We start from the raw sequence: 13542 nt of genomic DNA on the forward strand, positions 1-13542 counted from the left end.
AGAAATTGGTGAGGCTTCTTAGAATACCCTTACAAAGATTAAAGTTGATAATAATTATCGTTAGCATTAAAGTGAATTTTCCAATTAAGGAGGATTTACTATGTCACATACATTTCCCGCTCTGCCTTACCCGTACGATTCACTAGAGCCGTACATCGACGCGAAAACCATGGAAGTGCATTACAGCAAACACCACAAGACGTACTTTGATAAGTTTGTAAATGCCGTTGAAGGGAGCGAGCTCGAAACTCAGTCATTAGACGAGATCTTTGACAATATCTCTAAGCTCAGTCCAGCAGTACGTAATAATGGTGGCGGCTATTACAACCACATCATTTATTGGAATTGCATGTCACCAAACGGTGGCGGAGAGCCTCAAGGCGCGCTTGCTCAAGCAATTAACGATAAATTTGGTAGCTTTGCGCAATTTAAAGAGGCGTTTGCCCAAGCTGCCATCAATACCTTTGGGTCTGGCTTTGCATGGCTGATCGTAAAAGATGGTGAGATTCACATTACGTCCACCAGTAATCAAGACAACCCTCTGATGGATGTAGTGGATGTGCGCGGTGAACCAATCCTCGCATTAGACGTGTGGGAGCACGCGTATTACATCAGCTACCAAAACCGTCGCCCAGAATATATTGATGCGTGGTGGAACGTCGTCAACTGGCGAGCAGTTGAAGAAAACTATGCTCACGCTCTCTTATAAAGAGCATCGCTACTTACGGTATTAACATCCGCGCTAATGCCTGCTTTCATACCCAGGTCAATCTTGCTGAATCTCGCATATCTCGGTGACTTGGGTATATACTGCCCCTCTCTTTGACCAACTCTATTTCAATACCATGTTTGATATCGCTTTATACGAACCAGAAATCGCGCCGAACACCGGCAACATCATTCGACTATGCGCCAACTGCGGTGCAAACCTTCACTTAATTGAACCTCTGGGTTTCGATCTTGAAGAGAAAAAAGTCCGCCGCGCTGGTTTGGATTACCATGATTTAGCTCGCGTAACGCGTCATAAAAACTATCAAGCGTTCTTAGAATATTTAGAGAAAGAGAAGCAAGGTAACTACCGATTGTTTGCCTGCACCACCAAAACCACAGGCCACCACGTTGATGCACAATACCAAACGGGTGATGTTTTGATGTTTGGTCCAGAAACTCGTGGATTGCCTGCTGAAATCATCGATAGCTTGCCAATGGAGCAGCGTATTCGCATTCCAATGATGCCAGATGCGCGCAGCCTAAACCTTTCGAATGCCGTTGCGATCATTGCTTTTGAAGCATGGCGTCAAATGGGCTTTGAAGGCGCATTGTAAGCAGCACGAATTCCAAATACAGAAAAGGGCGCTTGGTGCGCCCTTTTGTTTTCTTTACTGTCTAACTCAATCAGTTGAGCTTGTTGCGATCATCATCGTCTTTACGCTCGTATTCCCCTTCGAAGGTCTTGCCATTATCTGACTGGGAATAAAATGGGTCACGACGGAACGGGTCTTGCTCAAATGGCCCCTGGTTAGAGAAACCACCTTGGAAGCCACCACCATGCATGGTTTTCACCACCATTTTGCTCATCAAGTATTTAGCTATCGCGGCGCGTGGCGCAGGAAGCAACACCAACATACCAAGGGCATCGGTCATAAAGCCCGGGGTTAACAGTAGCACGCCAGCCACCGCTAGCATTACGCCTTCAAAAATTTGCTGGGCTGGAATTTCACCTTGTTCAAGACGCCCCTGTACTGACATCAGTGTTTGTATACCTTGGCTACGAACCAACGACGCACCAACAAATGCAGTGATTAAGACTAGTGCAATGGTCGGCCATAAACCTAAAAAGCCGCCCACCTGAATAAATAAGCCGATTTCAATGATCGGAACAAAAATAAACGCTAATAATAAGATAGGAAACACACGCCCTCCTTTGTTTAATTCAGTGTAATGGTAAAAGCAGACTAAGCTCAAACGAATCGTTGTAAAAAAGCGTGTTCATACTGGTCTCCTTCTTTTTTAGACAAAGTAGCGGGAGCGCGTTTCATTCAATTGCATACCGATTTTTTCGTGCTTTTAAAGTGCTAATTTCGAACTCTAAAAACTCATGTTTGTCGAGGAAAATCGAGTACCCATAAAGGGTTATTAATAACCCGTTCATACTTTGCAAATTATTGACTCATGAAAAACGAAAAAGGTGATCTAGTTACTATTTTTATGCGCTAGGTGCAGTATCATGTGCCACATAAGTCAGGACGGATTTTCCAGCCAAAAATTCTGATGAATGGATTCTAGATTGCAGAAATGGCTAATAAATAACTTTATTATCAGAATTATCATCTAAGGATCCTGCTATGGCTACCCTATCTGATGCTCCAAAAACAGCAAACCCAGCCACTCGTATTGAAGAAGATCTATTAGGTCAACGTCATGTCCCTGCAGATGCGTACTACGGTATTCATACGCTACGTGCGATCGAGAACTTCAACATCTCCAATATGACCATCTCTGACGTACCAGAATTTGTACGCGGCATGGTAATGACCAAAAAAGCAGCAGCGTTAGCAAACAAAGAACTTGGCGCTATTCCAAAAGACGTTGCAAACTACATCATCGAAGCGTGTGATTTGATCCTAGAAACTGGCAAGTGTATGGATCAGTTCCCATCAGACGTATTCCAAGGCGGTGCAGGCACTTCAGTTAACATGAACACGAACGAAGTGATCGCAAACGTTGCGCTTGAGTTGATGGGTAAAGAGAAAGGCCAATACGAATTTGTTAATCCAAATGACCATGTAAACAAGAGCCAATCAACCAACTGTGCGTACCCAACAGGCTTCCGTATTGCGGTATACAACAGCGTACACAAGCTAATGGAAGCAATTGAGTACCTAAAAGGCGCATTCGAACTTAAAGCCGTTGAGTTTAAAGATGTACTGAAAATGGGCCGTACTCAGCTTCAAGACGCAGTACCAATGACAGTAGGTCAAGAGTTCCATGCGTGGGCGGTAACACTAAACGAAGAGATTCGTGCTCTAGATTACACATCTAAACTCCTCCTAGAAATCAACCTAGGCGCAACCGCAATCGGTACTGGTCTAAATACACCAACTGGCTACCAAGCGCTTGCAGTAAAACACCTAGCGGAAGTAACAGGCCTTGACGTTGTTGCAGCAGAAGACCTTATCGAAGCAACGTCTGACTGTGGTGCATACGTAATGACTCACGGCGCACTAAAACGCCTAGCAGTGAAACTATCGAAGATCTGTAACGACCTTCGTCTACTTTCTTCTGGTCCTCGTGCGGGTCTAAATGAATTGAACCTACCTGAAATGCAAGCAGGCTCTTCAATCATGCCAGCTAAAGTAAACCCAGTTATCCCAGAAGTAGTAAACCAAGTTTGCTTCAAAGTTCTCGGTAACGACAACACGGTTTCTTTCGCAGCAGAAGGCGGTCAGCTACAGCTAAACGTAATGGAACCAGTTATCGCACAAAGCGTGTTTGAGTCTATCTCTCTACTACACAATGCGTGTGTGAACCTACGTGATAAATGTATCGACGGCATCACTGTGAACAAAGAAGTTTGCGAAAACTACGTTTACAACTCTATCGGTATCGTCACTTACCTAAACCCATACATCGGCCACCACGAAGGTGACATCGTAGGTAAGATTTGTGCAGAAACTGGCAAGAGTGTTCGTGAAGTCGTGCTAGAGCGCGGTCTGCTTACAGCAGAGGAGCTTGATGAAATCTTGTCAGTAGAAAACTTCATGCATCCTACTTACAAAGCAAAACGTTACGAGTAATAACGAATCCGAAGGGGGCCACTCAGGCCCCTTTTTTAGGCTCTCATACGGTTAACCACATTTTTTATATGCTTTTATTGCCGCTAAACCACTAGGTTCTCATTCTCTGAGCATTTACTCCTGTTCCTGAGTGTTCAAAAAATCAGAATCAAATAAAAAACTAAAGAGGTATCAATATGGTCATGGTCGAACTCTTCGTGGTTCTGCTCTTCATCTATTTGGGGGCAAGAATCGGTGGTATCGGCATTGGTTTTGCCGGTGGTGCTGGGGTCATTGCGTTGTCTTTGATCTTGGGCGTACCAACAAGCCAAGCTTACATTCCCGTTGACGTAATTTTGATCATCATGTCTGTAATCACCGCTATCGCAGCAATGCAGGTAGCGGGTGGTTTAGACTGGATGGTGCAAGTTGCTGAAAACTTTTTGCGCAAGCATCCTGAGCGCATCACCTTTTATGCGCCTATCGTAACTTACCTAATGACATTAATGGCGGGTACTGGCCACACGGCATTCTCTACTTTGCCAGTGATTGCAGAAGTAGCGAAAGGCCAAGGCGTGCGCCCTTCTCGTCCACTGTCTATCGCGGTCGTAGCATCGCAAATCGCTATCACCGCATCACCAATCTCAGCGGCTGTTGTAGCGTTCGCGGCAATGCTGCACCCATTTGGCGTTGACTACCTAACACTACTAGCAATCTGTATCCCAACGACGTTCATCGCGTGCATGATCGGTGCGTTCGTGGCGAACTTCATGGGCTGTGAGCTAAAAGACGATGCTGAATACCAAGAGCGTCTAGAAAAAGGCTTAATCAAGCTAAATACAGAAGCAAAACGCGAAATCCTACCAACAGCGAAGAAAGCCACCTTCATCTTCCTAGGCGCAATCGCATTTGTCGTGTGTTACGCAGCAGCAATTTCTGGCTCTGTGGGTCTTATCGAGAACCCTGCTCTAGGCCGTAACGAAGCTATCATGACGGTAATGCTAGCAGCTGCGGCAGCTATCGTAATGAGCTGTAAAATCGATGCTGGCAAAATCCCAGCCGCAGCAACATTCCGCTCTGGTATGACAGCGTGTGTGTGTGTTCTTGGTGTGGCATGGCTAGGTTCTACGTTCGTTAACGCGCACGTTGACGGCATCAAAGAAGTGGCTGGTGCGCTACTAGCAGACTACCCATGGATGCTAGCACTCGTTCTATTCTTCGCTTCAATGCTGCTTTACTCACAAGGTGCAACCACTGTTGCGCTGATGCCAGCAGCACTAGCAATCGGTGTCGCACCACTTACCGCAGTTGCATCTTTCGCAGCAGTAAGTGCGCTATTCGTGCTGCCAACTTACCCAACGCTTCTAGCAGCGGTTGAGATGGACGACACGGGTTCAACTCGTATCGGTAAGTACGTATTCAACCACCCATTCTTTGTACCTGGTGTGGTAACCATCGCTTCTGCGGTAGCACTTGGCTTCGCATTCGGTGGTCTACTGATCTAGTAGAAACAGAGTCTTACTCGGGGAGCTTCGGCTCCCTTTTTTATTGCCTGTTGTCTTGATTTATGCTCAATAAATCTTCATTTTCATGAAACTTATTGACTCGCCTCCGGGTCTGATTGAGTTACACTAACGGCAATTATCTAAGATGAATTGACTCTTTTATGCGCGCATTACTTTCCGTTTTACTCTTAGGGCTCATTACCTTTTCCACTCCGTCTTTAGCTTTATTTGGCAAAGACCAGTTTAACAGTAGCCAGAACAACAGTTTTGGTAGCAGCAGCGACAGCTTTGTTCCGGTTGATCAGGCGTTTCCATTTAACTTCTACCAGCAAGATGACAAATTGATGCTCGATTGGCAGGTACGTGACGGGTACTACCTATATCAAGAGCGCTTGTCTGTAGCTGGTGAGAAAGTATCGCTAGGCGAACTGCAAATGGAAGACGGCACACCGCATAAAGATGAATTCTTTGGTGACGTGCATATCTATACTCAACCTCTCTTCGTTAATGTACCAATGCATGATTGGCAAGACGGTGCGCGCGTGGTGGTGCAATACCAAGGTTGTGCGAAAGCAGGCTTCTGTTACCCGCCAGAAACTCGCGTGATTCCTATCAGCGCGTTTACTTCGTCGAACTCAGATTCAACAGCGGCGACGACAATACCAAAAGCAGAACAAGCACCAACAGCAACGCCACCAGCGGCGCAATCATCTACGTCTGATGACACATCATCAGCGCCAGTAACACAGCAAGATAGCCTTGCAGCCAACCTTGCTGATAACTGGTGGACACCACTTCTGTTCTTGGCGCTTGGTGTGGGCTTGGCGTTTACACCTTGTGTGCTGCCGATGTACCCAATTCTGACCAGCATCGTGCTTGGCAGTGGCAAACTGAGTCAGCGCCGTGCGCTAGGCTTGTCGTTTGTCTATGTACAAGGCATGGCGCTGACTTACACCCTACTCGGCCTTGTGGTGGCATCTGCAGGTATGCAGTTCCAAGCAGCAATGCAACACCCTTATGTGCTGATTGGCTTGAGCGTACTGTTCATCGCACTCGCTTTGTCTATGTTTGGTCTGTACTCATTACAGCTACCAAGCAACGTTCAAACATGGTTGAATAACTTAAGTAATAAGCAACAGGGCGGCAGCAGTGCAGGCGTATTCGCCATGGGGGCGATTTCTGGACTGGTGTGCTCACCATGTACCACGGCACCTCTGTCTGGTGCGCTACTTTACGTGGCACAAAGCGGCGATTTGCTTACCGGTGGTATCGCGTTATACGCGCTGGCGATGGGCATGGGTATTCCGCTGATCCTTGTAGCGGTATTTGGCAACAAGTTGCTACCAAAAGCCGGCGGTTGGATGGACCGCGTGAAAACGCTGTTCGGCTTTATTCTGCTTGCCGCACCTATCTTCTTACTAGAACGCATCATGCCAGAAATGTGGTCAACGATTCTGTGGTCAGCACTGGGTATTGCTGCTTTTGGTTGGCTATACCACATCAAAAACAGTCTAGAGTTTGGTGGCTGGAAACAAAGTGCCGTGGGCATAATCGCCGTCTTAGGTTTGCTAGCCGCAGCACAACCTATCTTAAATTACTGGTTTGGCAACAGCACAACACAAACTCAGCAAGCCACTGTTAGCTTTACTCGCATTGCTAACGTGGCGGAGCTTGAAGAACAACTGGCACTTGCGAAAGCGGCAGGTAAACCCGTCATGCTCGATTTCTACGCCGATTGGTGTGTAGCATGTAAAGAGTTTGAAAAGTACACCTTCCATGACCCAAGCGTCGAAGCAAAACTGCAAGACTTCGTTCTTCTGCAAGCGGACGTGACCAAAAACCAAGTGCAAGACATCGAACTACTGAAGCACATGAATGTACTTGGTTTACCAACAATTGAGTTTTGGGATGCCAGTGGCGAACACGTTTCAAACGCTCGTTTGACGGGATTCATGCAAGCTGAGCCTTTCTTAGAGCATATCAAGCAGTTCTGATAACCAGATATTCAAACGCCAGTGATGTCCACTGGCGTTTTTTATTGCTCAGATTTGAATAAGAACATTGCGTTTATATGCAATTTTCCTAATAAAAGTCGATTTGGTTCAGACTTTTAGCGAATAAATATTGTCCACTCTCTCAAAGCTGGACAATAATAAATTTAACGAAATAGTCAAAAGTGTTTAACGTCATGGATTCGACCTACACCATCATTATTGCAGATGATCACCCACTCTTCCGGAATGCCTTGTTTCAATCTATCCACATGGCTATTAGTGGTGCAAATTTGCTGGAAGCGGACTCACTCGACGCACTTCTGGCTTTGTTGGAGCGAGAGGAAGAGCCAGATTTAGTGCTATTGGATCTCAAAATGCCAGGAGCAAATGGTATGTCTGGCTTGATTCATTTGCGAGCAGAGCATCCAGATTTACCTATCGTCGTCGTTTCAGCGAGTGAAGAGCCGGCGATCGTGACGCAGGTGAAAAGCCATGGTGCATTTGGTTTTATTCCCAAGTCCAGCGACATGCGCGAATTAGTGAACGCGCTCAATCAAGTGCTGAATGGCGACCCATACTTCCCTGAAGGGTTGATCACCAATAACGCGGCATGTAATGACTTAGCGGAAAAGATTGCTGCGCTAACACCGCAGCAATATAAAGTGTTGGGAATGTTGTCCGATGGCTTGCTGAACAAGCAAATCGCTTACGAATTGAATGTTTCGGAAGCTACCATAAAAGCGCACATGACAGCGATTTTCCGTAAGCTCGGTGTAAAGAACCGCACGCAAGCCGTGATTATGCTGACGGAAATGAGCGACTAGATTGACATCTTATCGTCAGACTTACTTTTTTCGTTTGGCAATCGGATACCGACTTTAGTGACCTGCTGATCAACAACATCAGCGACGATCCAATGCAAACCTTGCCACTCGAAATGGTCTCCCAATACTGGCGTGCTACCTAATTGCTCTTCGACAAGGTTTCTCAAACTTTTATCCAGCGGTTCATCCCCCAGATTCAAACCATACATCACGGCAATATCGGCAAGCTTCACTTCAATATCGAGGAAGAAGTCACCGAAGAATCGCGCTAGCGACGCTTTCTCTGGGGCTTCACTAAACAGTAAGCTCAGTGCATCTAAATCCTTTTCTTGTGCTAATACACACAAGGTATCATCTTCCTCAAGACGCGTACTGCCGGATGGGTGCAATAGCTCTTTACTGCGAAATACAGCGGCGATACGCGTTCCTTCCGGCATCGAAAGACTACGTAATGGCTCACCAATGCACCATTTATCTGCTTTAAGTCTATAGATAAACAGCTCCCACTCACTGGTCGGGTAAATCTCTACACCCGTACGCGAAATTGGCTCAGGCTTAGAAGGTAGCTCGACCTTTGCAAGAGACATCGCCTTAGTCAACGTGCCCCCTTGTACTATCAAAGACACCATTACTACAAAGAATGCCAAATTGAAGTACAGTTGAGCATCTGGCAACCCTGCCATCATCGGAAATACCGCGAGGATGATAGGTACAGCACCACGCAGTCCTACCCAAGAGACAAACCACTTTTCACGTGGCGTGAAACTCTTGAATGGCAGTAAACCAATCCAAACAGAGATTGGTCGGGCAAACAAAATCATCCCGAAAGCAAGCGCAAGACCTGGCAACGCAATAGAGAGTAAATTGGATGGCGTAACCAACAAACCAAGCACCAAGAACATACCAATTTGAGCTAGCCACGTCATACCATCTAAAACATGAAGAATAGAGTGGCGGCTGCGTGTTGGACGGTTACCTAATAAAAGACCAACAAGGTAAATCGACAAAATACCACTGCCACCCAAAGTGTTAGATAAAGCGAAAATAAGCAAGCCACCACTGACCGTTAAAATAGAATACAGCCCATCTGGTAATTGATTGCGATTGATAACTTTCCATAAGATCCAGCCACCAGCGAAGCCAAGTAACGCGCCAATACCAAACTGCTTAAGAAAACTGAACGCCAAAAAGCCCGCACTTAAATCTGCGCCAGGGTTCGCTAAAATAGCAATCAGAGTTACGGTCAGAAACACCGCCATTGGGTCATTGGTGCCGGATTCAATTTCCAGCGTTGAACCAACACGTTCGTTCAGGCTACGACCTTTGAGTAGAGAGAAGACCGCGGCAGCATCGGTGGAACCAACAATCGCACCAACCAATATGCCTTGCAATAAATCTAAGTCGAATAACCACGTTGCCATCAGCCCGGTCAAAATGGTGGTGATCGCAACGCCAAATGTCGCCAAAGAGACCGAGGGCCATAACGCAACCCTAAAGCTGGCGACCCGCGTTCTCATCCCACCATCAAGCAAAATGATGGCTAATGCGAGGTTACTAACCAAATAAGCGATCGAAAAGTTATCGAATAAAATGCCGCCTAAGCCGTCTTCCCCCGCTAGCATTCCAACGGCTAAAAATACCAAAAGAATTGGGATTCCCAACTTAGAAGACACTGGGCTTAAAAGAACGCTAAGTGCGATTAACAACGCACCTATTAGAAAAAAACTGTTAATGGTGTCTGCGTCCATTCTCACCCTCCCTTAATGAAAAACGATAATAATTGTGATGAGCAAGGCTACTTCGTTAATGAGGTAATGCCCTAATCTGCCTCCCCTTTACACCGTCTCAAAATGCGAGGTTGTACGAGAATGACTCAGTTATATTACTTTATTGTGCGTTAAAACGGTGATTTGATGCGAAAACTTTATGTAAATAAATTACTTGTGAGCTTTCTTATCTACGCCTTCTCTCTTTAAGAGCCACAAGATCACCACCAATACTTACACAGCATCTCCAAGTTCAATGAAGAAAAGATTAATGGCCCGTCTTAATCATGCCTGTTTATCCAATCAACCTTTAGACCTTTGGCTAACTTAACAGTTTATTAACATAACGTTTTACCCCTTTTTTCGCTGCAAAAGCCCATAATATGGGGGTTCTTCATTTTTAACACCCCGACTAAAGTTGAAAAGAGTTATTGCCAACACCTTGCTAATGTACATATTGAAACATTTCATTAACAACAATACCAATCGTAAGGAGACGGCAATGGCATTTGAAAGCGAAGAAAGAGCCAAAGCCTATTGGGACAAAAACGTGAAGCTCATGATCGGCCTAATGGTCATCTGGTTCGTCGTGTCTTTCGGCTGCGGCATTTTATTTGTCGACGTACTAAATCAATTTCAACTAGGCGGTTACAAACTCGGTTTCTGGTTTGCTCAACAAGGCTCCATCTATGCGTTCCTAGGAATTATTTTCTATTACGCATGGAAGATGCGCCAAATTGACCGTGAATTCGGCGTGGACGAATAAGGAGTCACTCAGATGGATTTGAAAACTATTACCTACCTGGTCGTTGGCGCCACGTTCATCCTGTACATCGGGATTGCTATTTGGGCTCGCGCCGGCTCAACCAAAGAGTTTTATGTTGCTGGTGGCGGTGTAAACCCGATTGCAAACGGTATGGCAACCGCAGCCGATTGGATGTCCGCAGCGTCGTTTATCTCAATGGCAGGCTTAATTGCCTTCATGGGCTATGGCGGCTCAGTATTTCTAATGGGTTGGACTGGTGGTTACGTTCTGCTTGCGCTGTTGCTAGCACCTTACCTACGCAAATTTGGGAAGTTTACGGTGCCAGAGTTCGTTGGTGAACGCTTTTACTCCAATACCGCACGTATCGTAGCGGTTGTTTGTCTTATCATCGCATCAGTGACTTATGTTATCGGTCAGATGAAAGGCGTGGGTGTTGCGTTTGGTCGCTTCTTAGAAGTGGACTACTCCACTGGCCTATTAATTGGTATGTGTATCGTTTTCATGTACGCGGTTCTTGGCGGCATGAAAGGCATCACTTACACGCAGATTGCTCAATATTGCGTACTCATTCTTGCTTACACTATCCCTGCAATCTTTATCTCTCTGCAACTCACTGGTAACCCAATCCCACAAATTGGTCTGGGGAGTACCATGGCTGGTACCGATGTCTATCTACTCGATCGGCTTGACCAAGTTGTGACCGAACTCGGATTTAGTGAATACACGACCCAAGTACGTGGCGACACACTTAATATGTTTGTCTACACCATGTCACTGATGATTGGTACTGCCGGTCTACCACACGTAATTATCCGTTTCTTTACCGTGCCGAAGGTTCGCGACGCACGTACATCAGCAGGCTGGGCTCTGATCTTCATCGCAATCCTTTACACTACAGCACCAGCGGTATCAGCGATGGCTCGTCTCAACCTAATGAATACGGTAAATCCAGCTCCGGGTCAGCACCTAGCGTATGACGAGCGTCCTGCGTGGTTCAAAAACTGGGAAACAACTGGACTACTCGGTTTTGACGATAAAAATGGCGATGGCAATATCCAATACACTTCAGATGCGTCCACCAACGAACTGCGCGTTGATAACGACATCATGGTATTGGCTAACCCAGAGATCGCTAAACTACCAAACTGGGTGATCGCACTTGTGGCAGCAGGTGGTCTTGCAGCTGCACTATCTACCGCAGCAGGTTTACTACTCGCCATTTCTTCAGCTATTTCCCATGACTTAATCAAAGGGGTTATCAATCCGAACATATCCGAGAAAAAAGAGCTACTTGCTAGTCGAATATCAATGGCAGTAGCGATAGCAGCCGCAGGCTATCTCGGTCTAAATCCGCCTGGATTTGCCGCAGGTACGGTAGCACTCGCCTTTGGTCTTGCCGCTTCATCCATCTTCCCTGCATTGATGATGGGCATCTTCAGCAAGAGCATCAACAAAGAAGGCGCAATCGCCGGTATGATTGCGGGTATCAGTATTACGCTGTTCTACGTATTCCAACACAAAGGCATCCTTTTCGTTGCTGATTGGAAGTATCTAGAAAGCTGGGGAACAAACTGGTTCCTAGGTATTGAGCCAAACGCGTTTGGTGCTATCGGCGCACTATTTAACTTCATCGTCGCATTCGCTGTCTCCAAAGTAACAGCAGAAACGCCACAAGAAGTAAAAGACCTAGTCGAACACGTTCGCGTGCCAATAGGTGCTGGTAGTGCAGTGGATCACTAAAAACTAATCAAAACCACAAAAGCCCCGCTTGGAACCAGCCGTCCGGGGCTTTTTTATTCTCACTTTTCAGTTACCATATTCGCAGTATGTCGTTGCAAGGAAGCCAAGATGTTCAAAAACAAGCACTTTATTCTCGCTCTACTGATTGCGCCAGTTCTCTCTTTGATCGCTTACTTCGGTACCGATATGGCCCTCAGCGAGAAACCCCACGCGGCGCAAGAAGGGGAAACTTACAAACTCGCGAGTAAGTCTAATTGTCGTTACACCAGTGGTCTGTGTGATATGGAAAATGGCGATTTTAAAGTGAAATTTCGCTCTGAAAAACTCACTAAAAATAACTTAGAATTGTCACTCAACGCCGCTTACCCACTCGAAGGGGTTAAAGTTTCTATTGTGAGTGACAAAGAGAAAAACGCTCAACCGATTGATATGAAGCCCGCCGATCAAGCAGGCCAAAGCTGGTACATCACCTTACCAAAGCCTGCATCTGCAGAAAGCTGGTTAAGAGTCGTCATTCAATCAGGCGGCACACTGTATTATGGTGAAACACAAACCGCATTTGTGAAGTACGAAACCTTATTTACTGAATAACGGCGACAAGCTAATTCACCGGTATTCAAACGACAGTGACTTAGTTTCACTCAGCATAAATGAATTCCTACTCAGCCGACGCCTTTGCGTCGGCTTTTGTTTCCGTAAGTCTTTCTTCAACAACCTCTTACTCTAAAAAGGGTTGCCAACCCACAACTTAATTGATAATAATTATCATTACATTTAATGAGAGGTGGTTATGGACAACAAACGGGACATCTTTAACGCATTTTTTAAAGCCCAAGATAGATTCCTTCTCGCCGCACCACATGGCTTTGAGCCAGACGTGATTCATGACTATATTCATTGGGGAATGGTGTTGTCTTCTTGTTATGAACACGATGCCGATGAAGAAAATCTATTGTTGTGTGAGCTGTTTTTACGTCAGGTTTATTTCCATTTACTAGACGCAATTCAAGACTCAACTCGCAGTCGTATCTTCCGTCGTGTCTGTCTCGATTCTATCCATACGCCATTATTTTGCCTCAAACGCTATTACTACCAGTTTGAACAAGGCGACGTGAAATTTCTCGCACTACAACAACAATTACGCCTGATTCAAATCTCACTCGATTAACCA

At 45.8% G+C, this 13542-nt stretch carries 12 protein-coding genes; 10 read left to right on the forward strand and 2 right to left on the reverse strand.

Annotation, left to right across the window (positions count from 1 at the left end):
• Nucleotides 1-100: 100 nt before the first annotated feature.
• The gene (locus R7E29_RS09355) at nt 101-709 is read left to right on the forward strand and encodes a superoxide dismutase (RefSeq protein ID WP_005382382.1); all 609 of its coding nucleotides are present in this window, start codon (nt 101-103) and stop codon (nt 707-709) included.
• A 136-nt stretch (nt 710-845) separates the two neighbouring features.
• Entirely contained in the window at nt 846-1325 is a 480-nt protein-coding gene (gene trmL / locus R7E29_RS09360) for a tRNA (uridine(34)/cytosine(34)/5-carboxymethylaminomethyluridine(34)-2'-O)-methyltransferase TrmL (RefSeq protein ID WP_025768811.1), read from the forward strand.
• Nucleotides 1326-1395: 70 nt separating this feature from the next.
• On the opposite strand, the gene R7E29_RS09365 is transcribed toward trmL, so the two are convergent.
• The gene (locus R7E29_RS09365) at nt 1396-1914 is read right to left on the reverse strand and encodes an FxsA family protein (protein ID WP_132937290.1); all 519 of its coding nucleotides are present in this window, start codon (nt 1912-1914) and stop codon (nt 1396-1398) included.
• Nucleotides 1915-2345: 431 nt separating this feature from the next.
• On the opposite strand from R7E29_RS09365, the gene aspA reads away from it, so the two are divergent.
• From aspA to R7E29_RS09385, 4 genes are all read left to right on the forward strand, one after another.
• Nucleotides 2346-3797 carry an aspartate ammonia-lyase gene (gene aspA, locus R7E29_RS09370; RefSeq protein ID WP_005382379.1) on the forward strand — a complete coding sequence of 484 codons (1452 nt, stop codon included), beginning with the start codon at nt 2346-2348 and terminating at the stop codon, nt 3795-3797.
• 176 nt (nt 3798-3973) lie between these two features.
• Entirely contained in the window at nt 3974-5281 is a 1308-nt protein-coding gene (locus R7E29_RS09375; RefSeq protein ID WP_005382378.1) for an anaerobic C4-dicarboxylate transporter, read from the forward strand.
• Between the two features lie 161 nt (nt 5282-5442).
• On the forward strand, nt 5443-7275 hold the full coding sequence (locus R7E29_RS09380; RefSeq protein WP_054577279.1) for a protein-disulfide reductase DsbD: 1833 nt from the start codon (nt 5443-5445) through the stop codon (nt 7273-7275).
• 194 nt (nt 7276-7469) lie between these two features.
• A complete protein-coding gene (locus R7E29_RS09385) occupies nt 7470-8099 on the forward strand; it encodes a response regulator (RefSeq protein WP_005382375.1) in 630 nt (209 codons plus the stop codon).
• Here the strand turns inward: R7E29_RS09385 and R7E29_RS09390 are convergent.
• Nucleotides 8096-9847 carry a potassium/proton antiporter gene (locus R7E29_RS09390; protein WP_054577280.1) on the reverse strand — a complete coding sequence of 584 codons (1752 nt, stop codon included), beginning with the start codon at nt 9845-9847 and terminating at the stop codon, nt 8096-8098. The two genes, R7E29_RS09385 and R7E29_RS09390, sit on opposite strands and share 4 nt — an antisense overlap.
• 520 nt (nt 9848-10367) lie before the next feature.
• Here R7E29_RS09390 and R7E29_RS09395 point away from each other — a divergent pair.
• From R7E29_RS09395 to R7E29_RS09410, 4 genes are all read left to right on the forward strand, one after another.
• Nucleotides 10368-10631 (forward strand): DUF4212 domain-containing protein, encoded by a 264-nt coding sequence (locus R7E29_RS09395; protein WP_005382373.1) that lies wholly within the window; start codon nt 10368-10370, stop codon nt 10629-10631.
• A 12-nt stretch (nt 10632-10643) separates the two neighbouring features.
• Entirely contained in the window at nt 10644-12371 is a 1728-nt protein-coding gene (locus R7E29_RS09400) for a sodium:solute symporter family protein (RefSeq protein ID WP_054577281.1), read from the forward strand.
• A 108-nt stretch (nt 12372-12479) separates the two neighbouring features.
• Nucleotides 12480-12962, forward strand: coding sequence for a hypothetical protein (locus tag R7E29_RS09405; RefSeq protein ID WP_005382371.1), 483 nt, complete (start codon nt 12480-12482; stop codon nt 12960-12962).
• A 199-nt stretch (nt 12963-13161) separates the two neighbouring features.
• Complete coding sequence (locus R7E29_RS09410; RefSeq protein WP_005382370.1) at nt 13162-13539, forward strand: hypothetical protein; 378 nt, start codon at nt 13162-13164, stop codon at nt 13537-13539.
• Nucleotides 13540-13542 lie beyond the last annotated feature (3 nt).

Source organism: Vibrio sp. Vb1729 (genome assembly GCF_033338655.1).
In the GTDB taxonomy this organism is placed as follows: Bacteria; Pseudomonadota; Gammaproteobacteria; order Enterobacterales; family Vibrionaceae; genus Vibrio; species Vibrio alginolyticus.

Excerpts from the sequence above, each read along its gene's own strand:
- aspA (WP_005382379.1), top strand. The coding sequence starts at position 2,346 with ATGGCTACCCTATCTGATGCTCCAAAAACAGCAAACCCAGCCACTCGT.
- R7E29_RS09355 (WP_005382382.1), top strand. The coding sequence starts at position 101 with ATGTCACATACATTTCCCGCTCTGCCTTACCCGTACGATTCACTAGAG.
- R7E29_RS09380 (WP_054577279.1), top strand. The coding sequence starts at position 5,443 with ATGCGCGCATTACTTTCCGTTTTACTCTTAGGGCTCATTACCTTTTCC.
- R7E29_RS09375 (WP_005382378.1), top strand. The coding sequence starts at position 3,974 with ATGGTCATGGTCGAACTCTTCGTGGTTCTGCTCTTCATCTATTTGGGG.
- R7E29_RS09390 (WP_054577280.1), bottom strand. The coding sequence starts at position 9,847 with ATGGACGCAGACACCATTAACAGTTTTTTTCTAATAGGTGCGTTGTTA.
- R7E29_RS09405 (WP_005382371.1), top strand. The coding sequence starts at position 12,480 with ATGTTCAAAAACAAGCACTTTATTCTCGCTCTACTGATTGCGCCAGTT.
- R7E29_RS09395 (WP_005382373.1), top strand. The coding sequence starts at position 10,368 with ATGGCATTTGAAAGCGAAGAAAGAGCCAAAGCCTATTGGGACAAAAAC.
- R7E29_RS09400 (WP_054577281.1), top strand. The coding sequence starts at position 10,644 with ATGGATTTGAAAACTATTACCTACCTGGTCGTTGGCGCCACGTTCATC.
- R7E29_RS09410 (WP_005382370.1), top strand. The coding sequence starts at position 13,162 with ATGGACAACAAACGGGACATCTTTAACGCATTTTTTAAAGCCCAAGAT.
- trmL (WP_025768811.1), top strand. The coding sequence starts at position 846 with ATGTTTGATATCGCTTTATACGAACCAGAAATCGCGCCGAACACCGGC.
- R7E29_RS09385 (WP_005382375.1), top strand. The coding sequence starts at position 7,470 with ATGGATTCGACCTACACCATCATTATTGCAGATGATCACCCACTCTTC.